This is a genomic window from Bradyrhizobium sp. USDA 4474 (genome assembly GCF_054057515.1).
Genome location: NZ_JBSRZJ010000002.1, coordinates 5,362,059 through 5,384,488 on the forward strand (window position 1 = coordinate 5,362,059; position 22,430 = coordinate 5,384,488).

The 22,430-nt window shown below is 64.6% G+C and carries 21 protein-coding genes and 1 pseudogene; 13 read left to right on the forward strand and 9 right to left on the reverse strand.

From position 1 onward, the window contains the following. Position 1: 1 nt before the first annotated feature. From ACVW16_RS26795 to ACVW16_RS26805, 3 genes are all read left to right on the forward strand, one after another. Positions 2 to 2,098, forward strand: coding sequence for a 3-hydroxyacyl-CoA dehydrogenase NAD-binding domain-containing protein (locus ACVW16_RS26795; RefSeq protein WP_456737831.1), 2,097 nt, complete (start codon positions 2 to 4; stop codon positions 2,096 to 2,098). Between the two features lie 7 nt (positions 2,099 to 2,105). Then, positions 2,106 to 2,516 carry an acyl-CoA thioesterase gene (locus ACVW16_RS26800; protein ID WP_456737832.1) on the forward strand — a complete coding sequence of 137 codons (411 nt, stop codon included), beginning with the start codon at positions 2,106 to 2,108 and terminating at the stop codon, positions 2,514 to 2,516. 222 nt (positions 2,517 to 2,738) lie between these two features. Continuing rightward, a complete protein-coding gene (locus tag ACVW16_RS26805; RefSeq protein ID WP_092227352.1) occupies positions 2,739 to 2,930 on the forward strand; it encodes a hypothetical protein in 192 nt (63 codons plus the stop codon). Positions 2,931 to 2,995: 65 nt separating this feature from the next. Here ACVW16_RS26805 and ACVW16_RS26810 read toward each other — a convergent pair whose 3' ends face one another. Continuing rightward, positions 2,996 to 3,448, reverse strand: coding sequence for a nuclear transport factor 2 family protein (locus tag ACVW16_RS26810; RefSeq protein ID WP_456702012.1), 453 nt, complete (start codon positions 3,446 to 3,448; stop codon positions 2,996 to 2,998). Between the two features lie 154 nt (positions 3,449 to 3,602). Between ACVW16_RS26810 and ACVW16_RS26815 the strand changes: the two genes are divergently transcribed. Together ACVW16_RS26815 and ACVW16_RS26820 are read left to right on the forward strand one after the other, a co-directional pair. Further along, positions 3,603 to 4,277, forward strand: coding sequence for an HAD family hydrolase (locus ACVW16_RS26815; RefSeq protein WP_456702013.1), 675 nt, complete (start codon positions 3,603 to 3,605; stop codon positions 4,275 to 4,277). Positions 4,278 to 4,361: 84 nt separating this feature from the next. Further along, positions 4,362 to 5,210 carry a DeoR/GlpR family DNA-binding transcription regulator gene (locus ACVW16_RS26820; RefSeq protein WP_456702014.1) on the forward strand — a complete coding sequence of 283 codons (849 nt, stop codon included), beginning with the start codon at positions 4,362 to 4,364 and terminating at the stop codon, positions 5,208 to 5,210. A 4-nt stretch (positions 5,211 to 5,214) separates the two neighbouring features. Here the strand turns inward: ACVW16_RS26820 and ACVW16_RS26825 are convergent, their stop codons facing one another. Continuing rightward, positions 5,215 to 5,640, reverse strand: coding sequence for a PIN domain-containing protein (locus ACVW16_RS26825; RefSeq protein WP_456702015.1), 426 nt, complete (start codon positions 5,638 to 5,640; stop codon positions 5,215 to 5,217). After that, a pseudogene (locus tag ACVW16_RS26830) lies at positions 5,637 to 5,929 on the reverse strand (type II toxin-antitoxin system Phd/YefM family antitoxin). Before ACVW16_RS26830 ends, ACVW16_RS26825 begins: the two are co-directional and overlap by 4 nt. Positions 5,930 to 6,158: 229 nt before the next feature. On the opposite strand from ACVW16_RS26830, the gene glpD reads away from it, so the two are divergent. The 8 genes from glpD (at position 6,159) to ACVW16_RS26870 (ending at position 14,778) form a co-directional block, all read left to right on the forward strand. Then, positions 6,159 to 7,709: a glycerol-3-phosphate dehydrogenase gene (gene glpD / locus ACVW16_RS26835; RefSeq protein ID WP_456702017.1), complete on the forward strand. Its 1,551-nt coding sequence runs from the start codon at positions 6,159 to 6,161 to the stop codon at positions 7,707 to 7,709. Beyond that, a complete protein-coding gene (locus tag ACVW16_RS26840) occupies positions 7,706 to 8,845 on the forward strand; it encodes an ABC transporter ATP-binding protein (protein WP_456737833.1) in 1,140 nt (379 codons plus the stop codon). Before glpD ends, ACVW16_RS26840 begins: the two co-directional genes overlap by 4 nt. Positions 8,846 to 8,857: 12 nt before the next feature. After that, a complete protein-coding gene (locus ACVW16_RS26845) occupies positions 8,858 to 9,943 on the forward strand; it encodes an ABC transporter ATP-binding protein (protein WP_456737834.1) in 1,086 nt (361 codons plus the stop codon). After that, positions 9,943 to 10,917 (forward strand): carbohydrate ABC transporter permease, encoded by a 975-nt coding sequence (locus tag ACVW16_RS26850; protein WP_456702020.1) that lies wholly within the window; start codon positions 9,943 to 9,945, stop codon positions 10,915 to 10,917. Before ACVW16_RS26845 ends, ACVW16_RS26850 begins: the two co-directional genes overlap by 1 nt. Next, complete coding sequence (locus tag ACVW16_RS26855) at positions 10,917 to 11,723, forward strand: carbohydrate ABC transporter permease (protein WP_092227359.1); 807 nt, start codon at positions 10,917 to 10,919, stop codon at positions 11,721 to 11,723. The genes ACVW16_RS26850 and ACVW16_RS26855 overlap by 1 nt, the downstream gene beginning before the upstream one ends. A gap of 9 nt (positions 11,724 to 11,732) precedes the next feature. Continuing rightward, a complete protein-coding gene (locus tag ACVW16_RS26860) occupies positions 11,733 to 12,062 on the forward strand; it encodes a DUF2160 domain-containing protein (RefSeq protein ID WP_456702021.1) in 330 nt (109 codons plus the stop codon). 76 nt (positions 12,063 to 12,138) lie between these two features. After that, positions 12,139 to 13,920, forward strand: coding sequence for an ABC transporter substrate-binding protein (locus tag ACVW16_RS26865; protein WP_456702022.1), 1,782 nt, complete (start codon positions 12,139 to 12,141; stop codon positions 13,918 to 13,920). A gap of 147 nt (positions 13,921 to 14,067) precedes the next feature. Continuing rightward, a complete protein-coding gene (locus tag ACVW16_RS26870; RefSeq protein WP_456737836.1) occupies positions 14,068 to 14,778 on the forward strand; it encodes a hypothetical protein in 711 nt (236 codons plus the stop codon). Here the strand turns inward: ACVW16_RS26870 and ACVW16_RS26875 are convergent. The 6 genes from ACVW16_RS26875 to ACVW16_RS26900 form a co-directional block, all read right to left on the reverse strand. Further along, complete coding sequence (locus ACVW16_RS26875) at positions 14,767 to 15,576, reverse strand: tetratricopeptide repeat protein (protein WP_456702025.1); 810 nt, start codon at positions 15,574 to 15,576, stop codon at positions 14,767 to 14,769. The genes ACVW16_RS26870 and ACVW16_RS26875 overlap by 12 nt on opposite strands. A gap of 246 nt (positions 15,577 to 15,822) precedes the next feature. Then, complete coding sequence (locus ACVW16_RS26880) at positions 15,823 to 16,923, reverse strand: alkene reductase (RefSeq protein WP_456702026.1); 1,101 nt, start codon at positions 16,921 to 16,923, stop codon at positions 15,823 to 15,825. Between the two features lie 180 nt (positions 16,924 to 17,103). Continuing rightward, complete coding sequence (locus tag ACVW16_RS26885) at positions 17,104 to 17,607, reverse strand: DUF1993 domain-containing protein (RefSeq protein ID WP_456702027.1); 504 nt, start codon at positions 17,605 to 17,607, stop codon at positions 17,104 to 17,106. Positions 17,608 to 17,717: 110 nt separating this feature from the next. Further along, positions 17,718 to 19,019, reverse strand: coding sequence for a lytic murein transglycosylase (locus ACVW16_RS26890; protein WP_456737837.1), 1,302 nt, complete (start codon positions 19,017 to 19,019; stop codon positions 17,718 to 17,720). A 91-nt stretch (positions 19,020 to 19,110) separates the two neighbouring features. Next, on the reverse strand, positions 19,111 to 21,051 hold the full coding sequence (locus ACVW16_RS26895) for a glycosyltransferase (RefSeq protein WP_456738458.1): 1,941 nt from the start codon (positions 21,049 to 21,051) through the stop codon (positions 19,111 to 19,113). Further along, on the reverse strand, positions 21,048 to 22,388 hold the full coding sequence (locus tag ACVW16_RS26900; protein WP_456737839.1) for an HlyD family secretion protein: 1,341 nt from the start codon (positions 22,386 to 22,388) through the stop codon (positions 21,048 to 21,050). The genes ACVW16_RS26895 and ACVW16_RS26900 overlap by 4 nt, the downstream gene beginning before the upstream one ends. Between the last annotated feature and the right edge of the window lie 42 nt (positions 22,389 to 22,430).

The following is a 22,430-nucleotide window of genomic DNA, read 5'->3' on the forward strand; positions in this document are numbered from 1 at the left end:
CATGGATTCCAAGATCATGACCGCGCTCGGCGACCGCGTGCTGGAGCTCGGGCCCAAGCCGGCGGCAGACGGCCCGTACAAGCATTTCAAGCTGACGCGCGGTGCCGATGGCGTCGCCTGGCTGTTGTTCGATCGCGCCGGATCAAGCGCCAACACGCTCTCTTCGGACGTGATGGAGGAGTTCGACGCCGTGCTCGCGGCGATCGAGACTGAGCGCCCCGCGGGCCTGGTGATCCGCTCTGCAAAATCGTCCGGCTTCATCGCCGGTGCCGATGTCAACGAATTCCGTGGCGCATCCGATGCGGAGGCGGTGGAGACGCGCATTCGTGCCGCACATGCGGTGATCGACCATCTGGAGGCGCTGAAGCTGCCGACCGTCGCGGTCATTCACGGCTTCTGTCTCGGTGGCGGCCTCGAGGTCGCGCTGGCCTGTCAGTCGCGCATTGCCATCGACGGCGCGCGCTTCGGCTTTCCGGAGGTGATGCTGGGCCTGCATCCCGGCCTCGGTGGCACCGCGCGCGTCACCGCGCTGGTGAACCCCACGCAGTCGATGACGCTGATGCTGACCGGCCGCACCATCGATGCGCGCCGCGCCAAGTCGCTCGGCCTCGTCGACACCGTGACGCAGGAGCGCCATGTCGAGGGCGCCGTGAAGGACGCGCTGTTCGGGCGCCTGAAGCGGATGCGTCCGGGGGTCCTGACGCGCGCCGCCAATTTCGGTCCGGTGCGCGGCCTGCTGGCAAAACGCATGCGCTCGGAGGCGGCGAAGGCCGCTTCCCGCGAGCATTATCCCGCGCCCTACGCGCTGATCGATCTCTGGGAGACGCATGGCGGCAGCAAAGCTGCGATGTTGAAGGCGGAGCAGGTTTCGTTCGCCAAATTGATGGTGACGCCGACCGCGCAAAATCTCATTCGGGTGTTCTTCCTGCGCGAGCAGATGAAGAAGTCCGCCGGCTCCGGCAACACGGTCAAGCACGTCCACGTGATCGGGGCCGGCGCCATGGGCGGCGACATCGCGGCCTGGGTAGCGGGGCAGGGGCTGCGCGTCTCGCTCGCCGACATGAAGGCCGAGCCGATCGCCGGCGCCGTGAAGCGCGCCGCCGAGCTCTACGGCAAGATCATCCGAAAAGCCACCGAGGTGCGCGACGCGCTCGATCGCCTGATCCCTGACATGGACGGCGAGGGCGTCCGCAACGCGGATCTCATCATCGAGGCGGTGCCGGAAAAGCTCGAGCTGAAGCAGAAGGTCCATGCCGCCCTCGAGCCCAGGATGAAGCCGGGTGCGATTCTCGCCACCAACACGTCGAGCATCCCGCTTGGGGATCTCCGCACCACGCTCTCGCGGCCGGAGCGCCTTGTCGGGCTGCACTTCTTCAATCCGGTATCGCGGTTGCAACTGGTCGAAATCGTCAGCCACGATGGCAACGACGCGCAAGTTCTGAAAGAAGCGCTCGCCTTTGTCGGCGCGATCGACCGCCTGCCGTTACAGGTGAAGAGTTCGCCCGGCTTCCTCGTCAACCGCGCGCTGACGCCCTACATGCTGGAAGCGATGGTGATGCTGGACGAGAAGATCGACCAGCGCCTGATCGATGCAGCTGCCGAAAAGTTCGGCATGCCGATGGGACCGATCGAACTCGCCGACCAGGTTGGGCTCGACATCTGTCTCGACGTCGGCGACATGCTGCGCAGCAAATTTGGCGACCTGCTGCCACCCACGCCTGCATGGTTGCGCGACAAAGTCGCAAAGGGCGAACTTGGCCGCAAGACAGGCAAGGGCTTTTACACCTGGAAGGACGGCAAGGCGCAAAAGGCGCCCTTGCCCGAGACCGGTCCTGGCGTAACCGACCAGATGATCGACCGCCTGGTGCTGCCGATGTCCAATGTGTGCGTCGCCGCTCTGCGCGAAGGCATCGTCGACGACCCCGACGCTGTCGACGGCGCAATGATCTTCGGCACCGGCTATGCGCCGTTCCGCGGCGGGCCGCTGAACTATGCACGTGCGCGCGGCACGGAAAATGTCGTATCGACCATGCGCGCGCTGGCCGAGCGATTCGGCGGCCGCTTCGCACCCGATCCGGGCTGGGACAATTTCAGGTGAGATCCGCATGACCGAAAAGTCGGAGACCGAGCCCAGCGGCGATCTCTGCATCCGCACGCTGGCGATGCCCGCCGATACCAATGCCAATGGCGACATTTTCGGGGGCTGGCTGCTCAGCCAGATGGACGTTGGTGGCGGCGTCTTTGCCTCCAAGACTGCGAAGTCGCGCACCGTCACCGTCGCGATCGACGCGATGAACTTTCGCAAGGCCGTCTATGTCGGCGATCTCGTCTCGGTCTACGCCACCCTCGTGCGCGTCGGCCGGACCTCCCTGACCGTCCATCTCGAAGCGTGGGCGCTGCGGCGCCGCGAGTTGCAGCCGATCCTGGTGACCGACGGCAATTTCACTTACGTCTCGATCGACGACAACGGCCACCCGCAAGCGATCCAGCGCAGCGATCCGCCGATCGCGACATGATCGCATGCGGCGCTCTGTCTCATCTCATGAAGACGTGCAGTGTCAGGAAAGGCGGCGCGAGTGAGTCAACGCGTCGCGCCTTCGCCAACAACCAGTCATAAAACGGATGAGGTCCCGGCGTACTCAATAGGCCGTCGATTCGGGAGGAAAACCGGTTGATTTGCCCTAGGAACCTTTGGGCAGACATGCCGTTATTTGCCCGCACTGAGGAATCTACGGGACATGCCGGACAGCTATATCATCGAAGTGAATTCGCAGACCGCGGGCATCGTGGTCCGCGGCCAGGGCGGCTACTGCTTCTTCGCCTCGTCTGACCAATTCAACCGGCTCGAAGGCCAGCTCTTCCGCAACGCCCGCGAAGCCGAGCGTGCCGCGCGCAAGCTGGTGAATGGGGACGTGAGGGAGGCGGCGTAAGGGCCGTTCTCGTGATTCCGAGGCGCGCGTGGCGCGAGCCCGGAATCTTGCCGCAATGCCGTCGATCACAGCTTCGTCGCTGCGCGCGACAGGAGCTTCCACTCCTCGCCCTGCTTCTGCCAGTTCATCAGGATGTGAAGATTGGTCGGCACTTTTTTCCCGTCGGCCGCCATTTCCTGTTCCGCGATCCAGTGGAAGCGCACGATCGCGGCGGGGCCGACGACTTTGATGGTCGGGTCCTTGTATTCGATCGAGAGAAACTTTGATTTGCCGTCGGTGGCATTGGCGATGAAGGTCGCCTTGTCCTCGACCTTGCCGCTGGAATGGCTGTAGCTCAGCTCGTCCCAGCACAGCGCGCCGAGCGCCTTGCGGTCGGCCGCGATTTGGGCGAGGCGGAAGGCCTCGACCTGCTTCGCCACGGCCTCTTCCTCCCCTGCGGCGGCGAGCGCCGGTTTCGAGAGCGCAAGCGCGGAGATGGCGAAACTCGAGAGAGCCAGATCGCGCCGGTTGATCGTCATCGTTTCCTCCTTTTTGATCTTGCATGGAGTGTTGCAGCCGGGTGCGCTGTTGTCGAGTGGCGCGTGGTCGTCATGCGTGGACGTCATTGCGCGCCCAAGCTTCAATTGATACGTCTTCCGCATCGATGCATCGTGCATCTGGGAAAGTACAGACATGATCGAGAGGATGGGCAGGGCGTTGCTGTTCGATATCGACGGCACGCTCGCCAATACCGACCCGCTGCACTTGAAGGCGTTCAACCAGGTGCTCGGTCCTCGCGGCCATGTCTTCGATCACGCGCGCTTCTCGAAGGAACTGCAAGGCTTCGCCAACGTCGCGATCGGCGAGCGGTTCTTGCCCGACGAAACGCTGGAGCGGCGTGCCGCCATCCTGGACGAGAAAGAAGAAGTGTTCCGCGCCCTCGTTGCGGGTCATATCGAGCCGCTGCCAGGCCTGATGGCGCTGCTCGACCGCGCGGATAGCGCCGGGATTCCCATGGTCGCCGTCACCAATGCGCCGCGCCTCAATGCCGAGTTGCTGCTGTCCGGCCTCGGCATAACGGAGCGGTTCGAGGCGCTTGTGATCGGCGACGAGTTGCCGCACGGCAAGCCGCATCCGCTGCCTTATCAGGAGGGTCTGCGCTTTGTCGGAGCCAGCGCGGCTGCGTCGATCGCGTTCGAGGATTCGCGCTCCGGCGTGCAGTCGGCCACCGCGGCCGGTATCCCGACGATCGGCATCCGGACCAGTCTCAGCGATGCTGACCTTGTTGGGTCCGGCGCGGTTGCCTCCGCGAGCGCCTTCGACGACCCGTTGCTGCTCGCGCGGCTGGCGAGCGCGATGGCGTGGTGAGGGTTTCGTCCACCTACCATCGTCGTCGTGCATTGACCGCGCGCTAAAACCGCCGCACCATGCACCATTCTGGAGGCCATTGCCGTGACCGGATTGACCCATCGCCAGGCTGAAATCCTCAACATCGCCCGCGCCTCCGGCCGCGTCATGGTCGAAGAGCTGGCGCGCCGGTTCGAAGTGTCGGCGCAGACCATCCGGAAAGACCTCAACGATCTCTGCGAGCGCCGTTCGCTGACCCGCGTCCATGGCGGCGCGATCATCGCTTCCGGCGTCGAAAACCTCGCTTACGAGGCGCGGCGCTTCGTCGCCGCCGACGAGAAGAAGGCGATCGGCGCTGCGGCTGCGTCCCTGATCCCGAACGGTTGTTCGCTCTTCATCAACATCGGCACGACGACGGAAGAGGTGGCGAGCGCGCTGACCTCGCACGAAGATCTGCTCGTCATCACCAATAACCTCAACGTCGCCATGCTGCTCTACCGCCATCCCCGCATCGAGGTGGTGGTGGCCGGCGGCACGGTGCGGCGCGCCGACGGCGCCGTGGTCGGCTCGACGGCGACGCAGCTGATCGGCCAGTTCAAGGTCGATTACGCCATCATCGGCGCGTCCGCGATCGACGAGGAGGGCGCGCTGCTCGACTTCGACTATCGCGAGGTGCAGGTGGCACAGGCCATCATCGCCAACGCCCGCAGCGTCATGCTGGTGGCCGATTCCACGAAGCTTCGCCGCAGCGCGCCGGTCCGCATCGCCCATATCAGTCAGATCCAGACCTTCGTCACGGATCAGGAACTGCCGGAGCGCCTCGCCACCATCTGCCACAGCAAGGGCATCGAGGTGATGGCGGCGATGCCGAAGGGAGCGGAGGATATCGACGATACCCAGGCCGATGCGCAGGACACAGCGTCCGAAGCCGCGCCGGTGGTGCGCTTGAGGTAGAGCTTTATGGGCCGTCCCACGGATTGAGCAGCGGAATGCCGAATGCGGCAAACTCCTTCACGTTACGCGTGACGAGTGTGAGGGTGTTGGCAAGCGCGGTTGCTGCGAAGAATCCGTCCATCACCGACAACGCGATGCCGCTGCGGCGGCTGTGCGCCATCAGATCGCCCCAACGCTCGGCGACCGTATGGTCGATCGGCAGGATGCGGCCTCCAAACCGGGCCGGCAGATCATGGGCGAGCCAGGCGGTCAACGCCTCCCGCCGTCGGCCGTCATCCAGCAAGGCGATGCCGCGGCGAAGCTCGGCGATCGACGCAACGCTGATGAACGCGCGATCCTCATCGACGGTATCGAGCCACGCCAGAACTTTCGGAGAAGGCGCCGGCCACTGAACCTCCGATAGCACATTGGTGTCGAGGAGCAGGTTCACGGCATCGCGTCGCGTGGTTCGTCGTGCGCGCGTTCACGCTCGAGTTCGGCGCCGCGTAGCGGCGAAGCCAGCAGGAATTCGGCAAGCGTGCCTTTGCGCGCGGTTTTCCGTGCCCATTCTTCGGCAGAAACGATCACAGCGTCAGGCCTGCCGTGACGGGTGATGATCTGGGGCCCGTTTGGGCGCGATCGACCACCTCGGAGAGGCGCGCCTTGGCCTTCGCAAGCGTCCAAGTGTCTTTCGGTGGGTCAGCCGGCGGCAAGGCGGGAGCGGTACTATGATCGGTCATGTCGAATTTAACCAGTATGACTATCGTGACCATAGAAGCGTGATGTGACCATGCAAGTGTGCGTTGCATCCAAATCGTCGTCTCAGGTGCCCACTTCGAGGGCTGATTGCACACAGAAAAAGTTCCGCTTTCGCTTCCTTTTCCCTCTCTTTCGTCTTGCTTTCGTTTTTCGGTGTGATCTAATCAAAAACGAAAGTAACCACTCGGCTGAACGGGTGGTCGCCGGGGGATGCGTCTGTTGGATCGTATTTTCGACCTCGCCATCATTGGGGGCGGTGTTAACGGTTGCGGCATCGCGCGCGATGCGGTGGGCCGCGGCAACACCGTTTTCCTGTGCGAAATGAACGATTTGGCGAGCGGGACGTCATCCTGGTCGACCAAGCTGGTGCATGGCGGCCTGCGCTATCTCGAATATTACGAGTTTCGCCTGGTCCGCGAGGCGCTGATCGAGCGCGAGATTCTCTGGGGTATCGCCCCCCATATCATCCGCCCCCTGCGTTTCGTTTTGCCGCATCATGCCGGCCTGCGCCCGGCCTGGCTGCTGCGTCTCGGCCTCTTTCTGTATGACCACATCGGCGGTCGTCATTTGCTGCCGGCGACCCGCTCGCTCGATCTCAGGCGCGACGAAGTCGGCCGGCCGCTGATCCCGAATCGCTATAGCCGCGCCTTCGAATATTCCGATTGCTTCGTCGATGACGCTCGCCTGGTCGTGCTCAACGCGCGCGATGCAGCCGACAAGGGCGCGGAGATCCGCACCCGGACCCGTGCGACGGATATCAAGCAATCCGACGGTGTCTGGACCGTCAGCATGGTCGACACGCTGACCGGTGCGCGGTCGCAAATCCAGGCCCGCGCGCTGGTCAATGCCGGCGGCCCCTGGGTCGAGGACGTGCTCGGGCGCGGTGCCGGCGTCAACGCCAAGGCAAAGGTGCGCCTCGTGCAGGGGTCGCACATCGTGGTCAAGAAGCTCTACGACCACGACCGCGCCTACATGTTCCAGAACGCCGACGGTCGCATCATCTTCGTCATTCCCTACCAGGACGACTTCACGCTGATCGGCACCACCGACCGCGACTATGACGGCGATCCCGCCAAGGTGAAGGCGACGGCGGAAGAGATCCAGTATCTTTGTGCTGCCGCAAGCGAATATCTGGCCAAGCCGGTGACACCAGAGGACGTGGTCTGGACCTATTCCGGCGTGCGCCCGCTTTATGACGATGGGGCCAGCGAGGCCAAGGCCGCGACCCGCGACTACGTGTTCGAGCTCGATACGCCCGGCGGTTCTCCGTTGCTGTCGATCTACGGCGGCAAGATCACGACGTATCGCCGCCTTGCCGAAGAGGCGCTGGAACGGCTTGCGCCCTATCTTCGCAGCGCGAAGGCGCGCGAGGGCTGGACCGGCAAATGGCCGCTGCCGGGCGGCGATATGGATGTGTCGGCCGTCGACGGCCTGATCGCCGAGCTCCAGCGCGGCTACCCCTTCCTGAGCCATGAGCATGCCCGACGTCTCGCGCGTGCCTATGGCACCCGTGCCATCAAATTGCTTGGCGACGCAAAATCGGCGGCCGATCTCGGACAGGACTTTGGTGCAACTCTGACGGAACGTGAGGTTCGCTACCTGATGACCAACGAATGGGCGGTGACCGCCGAGGATATCGTCTGGCGCCGCTCCAAGCTCGGCCTGCGGCTGTCTGCCGGCGAAATTGCCGCCCTGGACGACTGGATCAGGACCCATTTTGTGTCGCAAAGTCCTCTGCTGGAAGCAGGAGGACGCTCATGAGCGTGACACTCGACCACGTGACCCGGACCGTCGACGGCATCGAGCATATTCGCGATGTCTCGCTGACGCTCGAGAGCGGCACGCTCAACGTGCTGCTTGGGCCGACGCTGTCGGGCAAGACCTCGATCATGCGGCTGCTCGCCGGCCTCGACAAGCCGACCACGGGCCGGGTGCTGGTCAACGGCAAGGACGTCACCGGCGCCGACGTGCGCCAGCGTTCGGTCGCGATGGTCTATCAGCAATTCATCAACTACCCCTCGCTCACCGTCTATGAAAACATCGCTTCTCCCTTGCGCGTGCAAGGCAAGCCGCGGGACGAGATCGAGGCACGCGTGGCGGAAGCCGCGCGCCTGCTGCGGCTCGAGCCGTTCCTGAAGCGCACCCCGCTCCAGCTCTCCGGTGGTCAGCAACAGCGCACCGCGATGGCGCGCGCGCTCGTGAAGGGCGCCGATCTCGTGCTGCTCGACGAGCCGCTCGCCAATCTCGACTACAAGCTGCGCGAGGAGCTGCGCGCCGAATTGCCACGCATCTTCGAGGCATCGGGCGCGATCTTCGTCTATGCCACGACCGAGCCGAGCGAGGCGCTGCTGCTCGGCGGCAACACCGTGTGCATGTGGGAAGGCCGGGCGCTCCAGATCGGCGGGACGCCCAGTGTCTATCGCCAGCCGCAGACCCTGCGGGTCGCCCAGGTGTTTTCCGATCCGCCGCTCAATCTCGTCGGCATCGAGAAAAAGAACGGCTCGGTGCAATATGCGGGCGGGGTCGCCGCGCCGGCTTCCGGCCTCTATTCTTCGCTCGCCGATGGCGCCTATCGCGTCGGTTTTCGCGCGCATCAGCTTGCACTCGCCAATGGCCAGGCTGACCGCCACGCCTTCCATGCAACGGTGACGGTGACCGAGATCACCGGTTCGGAGAGTTTCGTGCATTTGACTCGCGACGGATCGAACTGGGTTGCGGTGCTGCACGGCGTGCACGAGTTCGAGCCCGGCCAGACCATCGACGCCGTGCTCGATCCCAATGATGTCTTCGTCTTCGACGCGGCGGACCGTCTGGTCGCGGCGCCCGGTTCCATAGCGTTTTCAAGCGAAGTGCCTGGCGGTTCGCGCGAAGAAAACGCGTCGAAGAAAAAAGCCTGAGGGAGGTGCGCCATGGCTCGCATTGACCTCGTCGATCTCGCGCACTCCTACGGCGGCAACGATGCGCCGCAGGAAAGCTTTGCGCTGAAGCCTGTCACCATGACCTGGCGGCAGGGCGGCGCCTACGCGCTGCTCGGACCGTCCGGCTGCGGCAAGACCACGCTGCTCAACGTCATCTCCGGCATCATCACGCCCTCGCGGGGAAAAATCCTGTTCGACCAACAGGACATCACACCGCTGTCAACCCAGAAGCGCAACATCGCCCAGGTGTTCCAGTTTCCGGTGATCTACGACACCATGACGGTGGGGGAGAACCTGGCGTTCCCGTTGAAGAACCGCGGCGTGCCGAAGGCCGAGATCGACAAGCGCGTTGCCGAGATCGGCCGCCTGCTCGATCTCGAACCCTATCTGCACCGCAAGGCCACGCGCCTGACCGCGGATGCCAAGCAGAAGATTTCGCTCGGCCGCGGCCTCGTCCGTTCCGACGTCGCAGCCGTCCTGTTCGACGAGCCGCTGACGGTGATCGATCCCGAGCTGAAATGGCAGCTGCGCTCCAAGCTCAAGGCGCTGCATCGCGAACTCGACCTCACGATGATCTACGTCACCCATGACCAGACCGAGGCGCTGACCTTCGCCGACACCGTCGTCGTCATGCATGACGGCCGTGTGGTGCAGAGCGGCACGCCGGCCGAGCTGTTCGACAAGCCCGCCCATACCTTCGTCGGTTATTTCATCGGCTCGCCCGGCATGAACATCCTGCCGGCCGAGGTGAAGGGGCGCGAGGCGCGGGTCGATGGCCGCGTCATCGCGCTGAACCGCAGCTACGACAACCTGCCCGCGGGCGCCAGGATCGAGATTGGCGTGCGTCCGGAGTTCGTCGACGCGGTCGCGCCCGCACCCGGTCTGCTCACGGCGAAAATCGAACGCATCGACGATCTCGGCCGCATCCGTTTTGCGCGCGTGCGCGTCGGTGAGGCCAAGATCGCGGCGCGGGCGCCGGCCGGCTTCACCAGCTCTGACGGAAATGTCGGGCTCCAATTCAATCCGGCGCACATCCACGTCTATGCCGACAGCCTTCTGGTGGAAGGAGCCGCCTGATGGACAAGACCGTCAACCAAAAAGCCTGGTTCCTGGTGCTGCCGGTGTTCCTGGTCGTCGCCTTCTCGGCGGTGTTGCCGCTGATGACGGTGGTGAACTATTCGATGCAGGACACCTTCGGCAACAACCAGTTCTTCTGGAACGGCGTCGGCTGGTTCAAGGAATTGCTCGATCCCTCGACCGATCTGGGCGGCCGTTTCCTGGCCTCTCTCGGGCGCAACCTGTTCTTCTCGCTGGTGATCCTCGCGATCGAAGTGCCGCTCGGCATCGTGGTCGCGCTGTCGATGCCGCGCCAGGGCTGGCCGGTCGCTGCCTGCCTCGTCACCCTCGCGCTGCCGCTCCTGATTCCGTGGAACGTGGTCGGCACGATCTGGCAGATTTTCGGCCGGCCTGACATCGGCCTGCTCGGCTATGTGCTCAACCACATCGGGCTCGATTACAATTACGTCTCCAACGACATCGACGCCTGGGTCACCGTCATCGTGATGGATGTCTGGCATTGGACGAGCCTCGTCGCGCTGCTCTGCTATGCCGGCCTGAAGTCGATCCCCGATGCCTATTATCAGGCCGCTCAGATCGACGGCGCCTCGCGCTGGGCCGTGTTCAAGGCGATCCAGCTGCCGAAGATGAACCGCGTGCTGCTGATTGCGGTGCTGCTGCGCTTCATGGACAGCTTCATGATCTACACCGAGCCGTTCGTCGTCACCGGTGGCGGACCCGGCAACTCGACCACCTTCGTGTCGATCGAGCTCGTCAAGATCGCGCTCGGCCAGTTCGACCTCGGCAAGGCTGCCGCGCTCTCGCTGGTCTACAACCTGATCATCCTGATCGTCTGCTGGATCTTCTACACCGTCATGACCAACGCCGGCGTCGAACGCAAGGTCCAGACGGAGAGCGAGCCGGCGGTAGAGCCGAAGCCTGCGGCCGCGCTGAAGCCCGTGCCCGCGCTTAAGCCCAAGGAAGGAGTGGCCTGATGCATTCGATTCCCGGCCGCCGCCTCATCATGGGGCTGTTCCTGATCTTCCTGATGTTGCCGATCTACTGGCTCGTCAACATGAGCTTCAAGACCAACGGCGAGATCATCTCGACGATGACGCTGTGGCCGCATGCGCCGACGCTGCAGCATTACAGGCGTATCTTCACCGACGAGAGCTGGTATTCCGGCTATATCAACTCGCTGGAATACGTCGTCATCAACACCATCATCTCGATTTCGGTGGCGTTGCCGGCGGCCTACGCGTTTTCGCGCTATCGCTTCCTCGGCGACAAGCATCTGTTCTTCTGGTTGCTGTCGAACCGCATGGCGCCGGCGGCGGTCTATGCGCTGCCGTTCTTCAACCTCTATTCGGCGATCGGGCTGTTTGATACGCCCTGGGCCGTTGCGCTCGCGCACTGCATCTTCAACGTTCCGCTGGCGGTGTGGATCCTCGAAGGATTCGTCTCCGGCGTACCGCGCGAGATCGACGAGACCGCCTTTCTCGACGGCTATTCGTTCCCGCGCTTCTTCATCCGGATCCTGGTGCCGCTGATCGCGAGCGGCATCGGCGTCGCCGCCTTCTTCTGCTTCATGTTCTCCTGGGTCGAACTGTTGCTGGCGCGCACGCTGACCTCGGTCAACGCCAAGCCGATTGCCGCCGTGATGACGCGCACGGTGTCGGCGGCCGGCATGGATTGGGGCCTGCTGGCGGCCGCCGGCGTGCTCACCATCATTCCGGGCGCACTCGTGATCTGGTTCGTCCGCAACTACATCGCGCGCGGCTTCGCGCTCGGCCGGGTGTAGGAGGTTTTTATGGACTCCATCGCATGGATGGCGTGGACGCTGCCGACCGCGATCTTCTTCGTGGCGCTGGCCTGCACGCTGGCAGTCATGACCTGGCTCGCCGCCGTCTATCCCGAGGCCGAACGCGTCGGGATCCTGCGCATCCCGACCACGCGCGGCGACCGCCTGTTCGTCTCGCTGATCGTTGCGGCCGTCATCCACCTGGCGTGGATCGGCCTCGTCGGTACCAATCCGATCGCCACGATTCCGATCGGGGAGGAAGGATTTGAAATAACGAGCCTGTGGCTCGCAACCGTGATTTCGTTTGCCTCAGGCGTGGTGATCTTTCGCACCGTCTGAGGCATGCGAGAAAGAGCAGATCCGGGGTCTACCCGGGCCTGGATTTAAGTTTTGTCGCTTCAACCGGAGGAAACTAATGCGACACTTGAGAACGACCAAGGACAGTCTTCTGACCATGACCAGCGCGCTCGCGCTGATCGCGGCTTCGATGACGATCGCCGCGCCGGCGCGCGCGGACGAGGCCGCCGCCAAGAAGTGGATCGACAGCGAATTCCAGCCGTCGACCCTGTCGAAAGACGATGCGCTGAAGGAAATGCAGTGGTTCATCAAGGCCGCTGAACCCTTCAAGGGCATGGAGATCAACGTCGTCTCCGAAACGCTGACGACCCACGAATATGAATCCCGCACGCTCGCCAAGGCGTTCGAGGAAATCACCGGCATCAAGGTCAAGCACGACATCATCCAGGAAGGTGACGTCGTCGAAAAGATCCAGACCCAGATGCAGTCCGGCAAGAACGTCTATGACGGCTGGATCAACGACTCCGACTTCATCGGAACGCACTTCCGCTACGGCCAGGCGGTCGACCTGACCGACTGGATGGCGAAGGACGGCAAGGACGTCACCGACCCGATGCTCGACGTCAACGACTTCATCGGCAAGTCGTTCACGACCGCGCCGAACGGTCACCTCTATCAGCTGCCCGACCAGCAGTTCGCCAACCTTTACTGGTTCCGGTACGACTGGTTCACCAATCCGGACTACAAGGCCAAGTTCAAGGCCAAGTATGGCTACGAGCTCGGCGTTCCCGTGAACTGGTCGGCTTACGAAGACATCGCCGACTTCTTCACCAACGACGTCAAGGAGATCAACGGCGCCAAGGTTTACGGCCATATGGACTATGGCAAGAAGGATCCCTCGCTCGGCTGGCGGTTCACCGACGCCTGGCTGTCGATGGCCGGCAACGGCGACAAGGGCATCCCGAACGGCCTGCCGGTCGACGAATGGGGCATCCGCATGGAAGGCTGCCGTCCGGTCGGCTCCTCGGTCGAGCGTGGCGGCGACGTCAACGGCCCGGCAGCGGTCTATTCGATCGTCAAGTATCTCGACTGGATGAAGAAGTATGCTCCGCCGCAGGCGCAGGGCATGACCTTCTCCGAGTCGGGCCCGGTGCCGTCGCAGGGCAACATCGCCCAGCAGATCTTCTGGTACACCGCCTTCACCGCCGACATGGTGAAGCCCGGGCTGCCCGTGATGAACGCGGACGGTACGCCGAAGTGGCGTATGGCTCCGTCGCCGCACGGCGCGTACTGGAAGGACGGCATGAAGCTCGGCTATCAGGACGTGGGATCGGCGACCTTGCTGAAGTCGACCCCGGTCGACCGCCGCAAGGCGGCCTGGCTCTATCTCCAGTTCATCGTCTCCAAGACGGTCAGCCTGAAGAAGAGCCATGTTGGTCTGACCTTCATCCGCGAATCCGACATCTGGGACAAGTCGTTCACCGAACGCGCGCCGAAGCTCGGCGGCCTGATCGAGTTCTACCGCTCGCCCGCGCGCGTGCAGTGGACCCCGACCGGCAACAACGTGCCTGACTATCCGAAGCTCGCCCAGCTGTGGTGGCAGAACATCGGCGACGCGTCGTCCGGTGCGAAGACGCCGCAAGCCGCGATGGATGCGCTCGCAGCCGCTCAGGACTCGGTGATGGAGCGTCTCGAGAAGTCCGGTGTGCAGGGTGCCTGCGGACCGAAGCTCAACCCGAAGAAGACGGCTGAGTTCTGGTACGACAAGTCGGCCAAGGACGGCAACATCGCTCCGCAGCGCAAGCTGGCGAACGAGAAGCCGAAGGGCGAAACCGTCGACTACGACACGCTGATCAAGTCGTGGCCGGCCTCGCCGCCGAAGCGCGCCGAAGCGAAGTAATTCGCCGACGTCATCATGGCCGGGTTCGTCCCGGCCATCCATGAGAGCAGAAGGCCGGGAGCAATCCCGGCCTTTTGTCGTATTGCCCTCTTGCCTTGCGGGCGGGCTTGATCTGAACTGGCCGGGACACAGACGCGAGACTTCGTCATGCGCATGATTTTCCGTTGCGACCCAAAGCTGGCCGGCCATCTGCTGCGGCCGTTTCCAGCGCGCACCGCCTTGCCCGACTGGCTGCGGGCGATGCCTGCGAGCGCGCATTCGGATATCCACGGCCGCGATATCCGCACGGTCAAGCAATGCCCGCCCTTCGTCGATGCGATGGCGTACGGGGTCATGATCCCGCTGCCCTGCGACGTCAGGATCGAGGCCGGCGCGTTCTCGTGGGATTGGGACATTCCCGAACCGGAGACATCAGGTCATCCACGCGCGCCGCTCAGCTTCCATCCCGTCGCGCAATTTGCCGCGGCGCCTTTCTCCAACGGGCGCTCTGCGCTCAAGTTCAACAGTTTCTGGACCATCGAGCTCGAGCCCGGCTGGTCGCTGTTCGCGACGCATCCGGTCAACCGCGACGACCTGCCGTTCCGCCTCGTTTCGGGCCTGGTCGACGCCGACCGCTTTCACGATGGGGGCATCAATTTTCCCGCCGTGTGGATCAGGCCGGATTTTTCCGGGGTCCTGGAAAAGGGAACGCCGATTGCACAATGCTTTGCCGTGCCGCGACAAGCGCCGGAGCTGACGTTCGAGCCTTTCGACGCCGCGCACCGGCAGTCCTACGAGAAGGTCGTTGCCGACGTGCTGGCCGCGCCCAACGTCTATCGCAAGCGGTTTCGTGCCAAGCGCGGGCGCCTAACGCGCTAATAGCGCACGCCGCAGGGCGTCCTCCTCGATCCATAGCCGGCCGTGCGAGGCCGAGGTCAGCGCCATCGCGATCGAGCCGAACAGCTGCGAGCGCAGGCGATAGGCCTGTCCGAACGCGTCCATGGCGGCATCCAGCTCGCCACTCTCCTGCAGGGCGATGCCGAGATTGAGCGCGGCCTCGGCATGGTCGGGCTTGAGCGCGAAGGCCTTGCGATAGGCGCTGGCTGCGCCGTCATGGTCGCGCAAATCCTGTCGCGCAAGGCCAAGATTGAACCACACCGAAGCCGGCGCGTCGGCTTCGGTCGCCTGCGCGAGCAGGCTTGCGGCGGTGGCGGCATCGCCATCCTCCCACGCCAGCCGCCCGAGCTGCGCCGTTGCTTCCTGATGGCCGGGGATGACCTTGAGGATGGCCTGCCAGGCCCCGCGGGCCTGATCCCGCAGCCCGGCCATCTCGAGCGTTCGTGCTTTCTCGATGAACATCTCGCGCTGCGGGCTGTTGCCGATCGCGGCATCGAGATGGGCGAGCGCGGCGTCGAACTGGCCCTCGCTGCGCGCGATGCGCGCCGCCAGCAGCCGGGCCGGCGCGTTGTTCGGCCGTTTGGCGAGACTCACGTCGATATGCGCATGCGCCGGGGCGGCGGCACCTCTGGAGAACAACACGGCAGCGAGCAGATGATGCAGCACCGGATCGCCGGGATCGCGTGCAAGGCCCTGTTCGCACAGACGCTGCGCCTCGTCCGGCTTGCCCGAATTGACCGCTGCAGTCGCGCGGCGAACGAGTGTCTGCGTGTCATCCATCGCCGCATTAGAGCAAGAACGAGACGGCGCAGCAATACAGTGCGATTGGACACGTCAACCGACACAAAAGGCCGCGAGCGATCCGGCCTTGTTTCTTTCTTGCCTCGTGCCGCTTGCGGGGAGAGGCCGACACGCGAAGCGTGGCGGGTGAGGAGGACGCTCCGCGAGTCCAACTACCATCGTGCTTGCGGAGACTCCCGCTCACCCCGACCCTCTCCCCGCAAGCGGGGAGAGGGAGGACAAAAGCTACTCCGCCGGCTCGGCCGCGAGCGTCGGATAATCCGTGTAGCCCCTGGCGCCGCCACCGTAGAACGTGTTCTTGTCCCAATCGTTCAGTGCTGCGCCCTTCTTCAGCCGCTCGACCAGGTCGGGGTTGGAGATGAACGGCTTGCCGAAGGCGATCAGGTCGGCCGCGTCAGCGTCCAGCACCTTGGCGGCGAGATCGAAATCATAGCCGTTGTTGGCCATGTACGCGCCCGCGAAGCGCTTGCGCAGGGATGCGTAGTCGAACGGCGCGACGTCGCGCGGTCCGCCGGTGGCGCCCTCGATGACGTGGAGATAGACGAGCTTCAGCGCGTTCAGCCCATCGACGATGTGATCGAACAACGGCTGCGGATTGGAATCCGAGATGTCGTTTGCCGGCGTCACCGGCGAGATGCGGATGCCGGTCCGGTCGGCGCCGGCCTCCGCCACCACGGCCTTCGAGACCTCCAACATCAGCCGCGCACGGTTCTCGATCGAGCCGCCATAGGCATCCGTGCGCTTGTTGGCGCCGTCCTTGGCGAACTGGTCGAGCAGATAGCCGTTGGCGCCATGGATCTCGACGCCGTCGAAGCCGGCCTCCAGTGCATTCTTCGCAGCCCGTTTGAAGTCGTCGATGATCCCTGGAATTTCGGAGAGCTCGAGCGCGCGCGGCTCGGAGACGTCAGCAAAGGTACCGTTGACGAAAGTCTTGCCCTTGGCGCGGATCGCGCTCGGCGCCACCGGGGCTGCGCCACCCGCCTGGAGGTCGACATGCGAGATGCGGCCGACATGCCAGAGCTGGATGAAGATCTTGCCGCCGCGCTCGTGCACCTTGTCGTTGACCTTGCGCCAGCCGGCGACCTGCTCCCTGGAATAGATGCCGGGGGTGTCTTGATAGCCCTGGCCTTGCTGCGAGACCTGGCTCGCTTCGGTGATCAGGAGGCCTGCGGAGGCGCGCTGGCTGTAATAGTCGGCCGCGAGCGGCGAGGGGACGAAGGTGCCGGGTACCGCGCGATTGCGCGTCAGCGGCGCCATCACCAGGCGATTGGCCAGCGTGATCGGGCCGAGCTTGTAGGTCTCAAACAATTTGGTCGGACGGCTCATTGGGAGTGTTTCCAGGCGGTGAGAGGTCCGGAACACTTGTGCATTGCGATATCAGGCGCAAGGGACGAGCCATACGGAAAGTGCAGGCGAGCTACGCGGCGGGGACCGCGCAGCATGATTCATGCGCATTTTCGGCCGCGGCAGCGTGATTTCGCTGCCGTGCCGGTGCGATGCCGCAAGTCAGCTCATGCCCAGGAAATCGCGCTTGCCGATCTCGACGCCGTTATGGCGCAGGATGCCGTGCGCGGTGGTGGCATGGAAATAAAAGTTCGGCAACGAGACCGAGCTGAAGAACTGCTGGCCCTTCAAGGTCACGGTCCGGTCGGGACCAATAGGGAAAGTGACGTCCCTGGCATCGGCGCCCTCGAACTGTTCCGGCTTGAACGATTTCACGAAGTCGATGGTCTTCGCCAGCCGCTGCTTCAATTCCGCAAAGCTGGTTTCGGTGTCCGGCATGGACGGCACCTCGGTTTGCGTGAGCCGTGCACAGCCCTTGGCCGAAAAGTCGCTGACGAGCTGGATCTGCTTCGACAGCGGCAGCATGTCCGGGAAGAGGCGGGAGCCGAGCAGCACGCTCGGGTCGATCTTTTTGGCCGCGCAATGCGCCTCGGCCTTGGTGAGCAGGCCGGTCATGCTGTTGAGCATTTGCAAATAGGCGGGGACGACGGCGTCGTAGAAGGACATGTGATGCTCGCTTCAAATGGTGAGAAATCCCAGGCGAAAACCTGAGCCACTCACATGGGAGCCTCATGGAATAATACAATCGTCGAAGCGGCTTGTGCGGTGCGAAAATTCTACCGCACCGTCGCCTGGGGCAGTGCCTGTGCCGTGTTGCCACGCATGCGGGCCAGAAGCTCCGCGGTCGGCCAGGAATCGGCCGGCAGGCCGTATTTGATCTGCATCGCCTTGACGGCGGTGCGGCTCTGCTGCCCCAGCACGCCGTCGATCTTGCCGACATTGAAGCCGGCTTGGACCAGAAGCTGCTGCAAGTGCTTGAGCTCGTTGAACGGCAGTTGCGCCACTGGCCCGGCGGGCCTGCGCATCGGCGCTGCACCGGCAATACGCGAGGCGAGATAGCCCGCCGTGGTCGAATAGATCAGCGAGTTATTCCACTCGGTGTAGGCCGCGAAGTTCGCGTAGGCCATGAAGGCCGGCCCGAAGCGTCCCATCGGCAACAACACGGAGCCTGCGAGACTGTCGTTCGGCAGCGGCCGGCCGTCGGGATAGGTGACGCCGAACTGCGCCCATTTCGAGCGCGGCAGCTGCACGCTGAGATCGGTCTGCTCCCACGGCAGGTTCGGGGGCACCTTGATCTCTTCCAGCCACGGCTCGCCGCGCCGCCACTTCAGGCCGTTGGCGATGTAGTTCGCCGTCGAGCCGATCACGTCGTCCTCGCTGCGCAGGAGGTCGCGCCGCCCGTCGCCGTCATAATCGACGGCGTAATTGACGTAGTGCGTCGGCAGGAATTGGGTCTGGCCGAGCTCACCGGCCCAGGAGCCGATCATCTCATCGGGCGTGAGATCGCCGCGGTCGATGATTTTCAGCGCGGCGATGGTCTCGTTCACGAACATCTCCGAGCGCCGGCAGTCATAGGCGAGCGACACCAGCGATTTCAGCGTCGGCAGATTGCCCATGTTGGCGCCGAAATCGCTCTCGAGGCCCCAGAATGCGGCAATCACTGCCGGCGGCACGCCGTATTCCTTCTCGGCACGCGCGAACGCCGCTGCGTGTTGCTTGATGTGCTGTTGGCCGTTCTGCATGCGATAGGGCGCGGCCATGCGGCCGGCAAATTCGGTGAAGAGCTGGCCGAACACGCGCTGCCCGCGGTCGCGGTTGACGATGCCCTGGTCGTAGACGAGATAGGGCGAAGCCTCCGATATGGTTCGCTGCGACACGCCGGCAGCGATCGCCTGCTGTTTCACGTCAGCCAGGAAGCGATCGAAGTTCGCCCCATTGTGGCACGAGGCAGCGCGCGGCGAAGGCGCGGTCGGCTTCGGCGCCGGGGGTCTTGCGGGCGGCGGTGCGAACTGGGCAGAAGCGGTCGTGGAGCAAGCGAGGAGCGCGACGGCCGCGATTGCAAATCGGGTCTGGAGCATAGGGGTCCGGCGGGGAGGACAGGCGTGGATTCGCCCGAAGTCTAAAGCATGATCTCGAAAAGTGCGAAGCCGTTTTCCGAAAAGATCAGGCCTATCCAAACAACCGCATCAGCAGCGCCTTGCCGACGGGGAGCGCCTTGACGCCCTGGTAGGCGCGCACATACTCGCCGGCATAGAACGCCCTGATCGCATGCACGCGCGCGTCCATGCTCTCCTCGAAGCGCACCGCGAATCCGTCTGCGGTCCGCCGCACCACGATCGCGACGATCGAGCGGCCGTAGATCTGGCACTCGATCGTGCTGCCGGGCGCCGGCGGCGCGGGGTCGATCAGCCGGGCGCCGGTGATCGAGATGTCGGCGAGCCGCGCCAGATGCGACCTGCCGTTCTGGTGCAGCAGCACCGGCTCGTTGCGATCAAAACGCTCCGCCTTGCGCTTGCGCGGCTGCTCGATGCAGACGAAGCAGACCACCGTGAGGATGATGGCGTTGTAGAGGCTCCACGCCAGCGCCAGCCCGCCATAGGCGATGTTCTCGCCGCGCAGATGCAGGAGGAAGGCATAGGCGATGGCCGCGAGCGTGATGACGAGCGCGGTGCCGTAGAGCCGCAGCAACGGCCATTCGACGAACCGCCGGCCGCGGTCGCCGCCTTTCGCGGTGACCTTGAATTTGTGTCCTTTCGGCTTCAGGAGACCGGTTGTCACCGCCTTGAGCACGGCAGGCGCCGCGATGAGTTGCGAGACGTCCGTCATCATGGCGAGCGAGCGGCCGCGCGACAGCCAGGCCATGGCGAGACCGTGCCAGATATAGAACGGCAGAAAATAGCGCAGCAGCTCGATCAGGTCGGCCCGGACCGCCTTGATGCCGAACAGCAGGAACAGCCAGGGCACCACGAGGCCGGCAACTTTCCATGGGTAGACCGCGGCCCAGCTCATGAAAGCATCGACCAGCGAGAGCCGGTCGATGAAGGAAAGCTTCGACTGCCGCGACAGCGGCCCGCTGCGGCCGCGCACGATCTGCATCAGGCCGAGGCACCAGCGGCCGCGCTGGGTGATGTATTCCTTCAGCCCTTCCGGCGCGAGACCGATCGTCAATCGCTCGTTGAGATAGATCGTGGTGAGACCGCATTCCTTCAGGCGCAGCGTGACGAGATAGTCTTCTGTCACCGAGTCGGTCGGGAAGCCGCCGATTCGCACGAGCCCGGCATAGCGGATGAGCGACGAGGTGCCGCAGCAGAAGGCGACGCCCCAGGCATCCTTCGCCGGCAGTAGGATATCGAAGAAGAAGCGTTGCTCGTCCGGCCAGACGTCGGTTGCGGCAAGGTTGGTCTGAATCGGGTCGGGATTGATGAAGTGCTGCGGCGTCTGCACCACGCCGACCGAGGGATCGTCCATCAGCGAGATGGTTCGCGCCAGGAAGTCGGGCCGCGGCACGAAATCCGCGTCGAGGAGGGCGACGAATTGCGGCGGCTCCGGCAGCGCGCCGACATGCCGGAGCGCATGGTTGATGTTGCCGGCCTTGGCGTGGCGGTTGTCGGGCCGCGCCAGATAGTAGCAGCCGAGCTCGCCCGAAAGCCGCCTCAGCCAGGGCCGCCGTCCGTCGTCGAGCACCCAGACGCGGTAATTGCCGTACTGCATGCCGGTGGCGCCGATGATGGTGCGCTCGAGGATCGAACGCTCCTCGTTGTAGGTGCAGATGAAGACGTCGATCAGCGGCGGGTGCGGATCTCTGGCCCGGCCGTCGATCCTGGCAGCCGTGGTACGTTCGCGCGTGCGGCTGAGAAACAGCAGCGACAGCGCGACCGCAACGAGCGAGGCGACCTCCAGCAGCATGAAGGGATAGCCGATCACGGCATCAGCCGTCAGATGCGGCAGCGGCAGCGTTGCCGTGACACGCCAGTGGAGATAGCGCAGCATGAGACCGAGCGAGGCGACGGCGAGCAACGAGCGTGCCATCGTGCTCTCGCGCCGGAGCAGCGGCACGATCGCCATGAAGGCGCCGAGCGCGATCAGCCCGGGGGTCAGCGCCGCCGTCATGGCGCGATCTCTTGCCTCGCGAACACGACGCGGCCGGTGCGGCCGACCGTGCAGGCATGGGCAGCGGCATCGGCGAGCGCAACGGTCACGCGATACGGCTCCTTGCTCAGCGCATCGGGATTGATGGCGAGATTGGCGGGCGCGCCGGCGGCGCCGGTCAGGTTGACCACGGTGCCGGAGATCGGCGCGCCGCCGTCGTTCGGCTCGAACGTGGCGTGGTCGCCGAGCTGCAGGCGGTTATAGACGCTCTCGGTGACGTTGGCCGTGATGACGGCGCCGCTGCAGTCGAGCACCTTGAGCAGCGGCTGTCCGGCCTGCACGTCCTCGCCCGGTGAGGTCATCATCTCCCAGACGCGGCCTGCGACCGGGGTCTTGATGTCGGCCTCGGAGAGATCGGCAAAGCGCGCGTCCTCGGTGATGATCTCGCTGCCGAGCCAGGTGATCTCGGTGTCGATGCGCGAAAGATCGGCCTCGAGATCGTTCGCGCGCTGGCGCATCTCCTCCTCGCGCTGCACCGAGCTTGGCCGATCGTTATAGCTGTCGCCGAGGAACGAGCCGTTCTGCGCCGCGGTGAGCTCGACCTTGGCGGCATCGAGCCGCTTGCGCGCGCCGAGCTCGGTCTGCTGCGCCACCGAAAGCTCGCGCGTCAGCCGCGCGAGCTCGACGGTGGAGACGTTGCCGGTTTTCGCCAGCGACGAGGCGCGGTCGACGGCGGCGCTGGCCTCCTCCCGCCGCGCTGCGGCCGCCTCGATCGAGGTCTGGATCTCGGCGATGCGTGCTTCGAGCTGGAGCACGCGCCCGTCCCGGAACTGTGCGGCCTGCCGCGCGAGGTCCGCTTGCGCGGCCTGCGCCGTGGCGAGCTTGGCGGCGACGCTCGGCCGCTCGTTCTCGAGGCGCGACTTCTGCCGCCGGAGATCATCGAGCCGCGTGCGATCGCTGCGCGAGTTCGCCACGCGCAGCACGACGGTGCCGGCCTCGAGTCTGGCCTGGTCGTGGAGCGGAGCGGCGGCGGCCACGCGCCCCCCGATCGGCGCGCGCAGCGTGACGAGCCGGGAGTTCAGCACGGCCTCGACGCTGGAATTCTGCCACATTGCGCGCAATGGCAGCCAGCCGAACACGGCGACGATGGCGAGCCCTGCCGCGATCTTCATGCCGCGCCGCAGATGCAGCCAGCGCCGAGCCGCCGCCGGAGGTTCCGTCCGCGCATCGGGTCCGGGGGTGTGGTCCTCATGGGGGAGCAGCTCCTCGTGCAAGGTCTGTCGCAGGCTCTTGGCGTCACTTTTCGTGTCGTGAGCGGAGCTGTCGTCGACGGAAGCGGTGCGAGAGCGGTCCATCATGGCAGTCACCTTGCTGACGGGGGCGGGCGGAACCGGATAGTG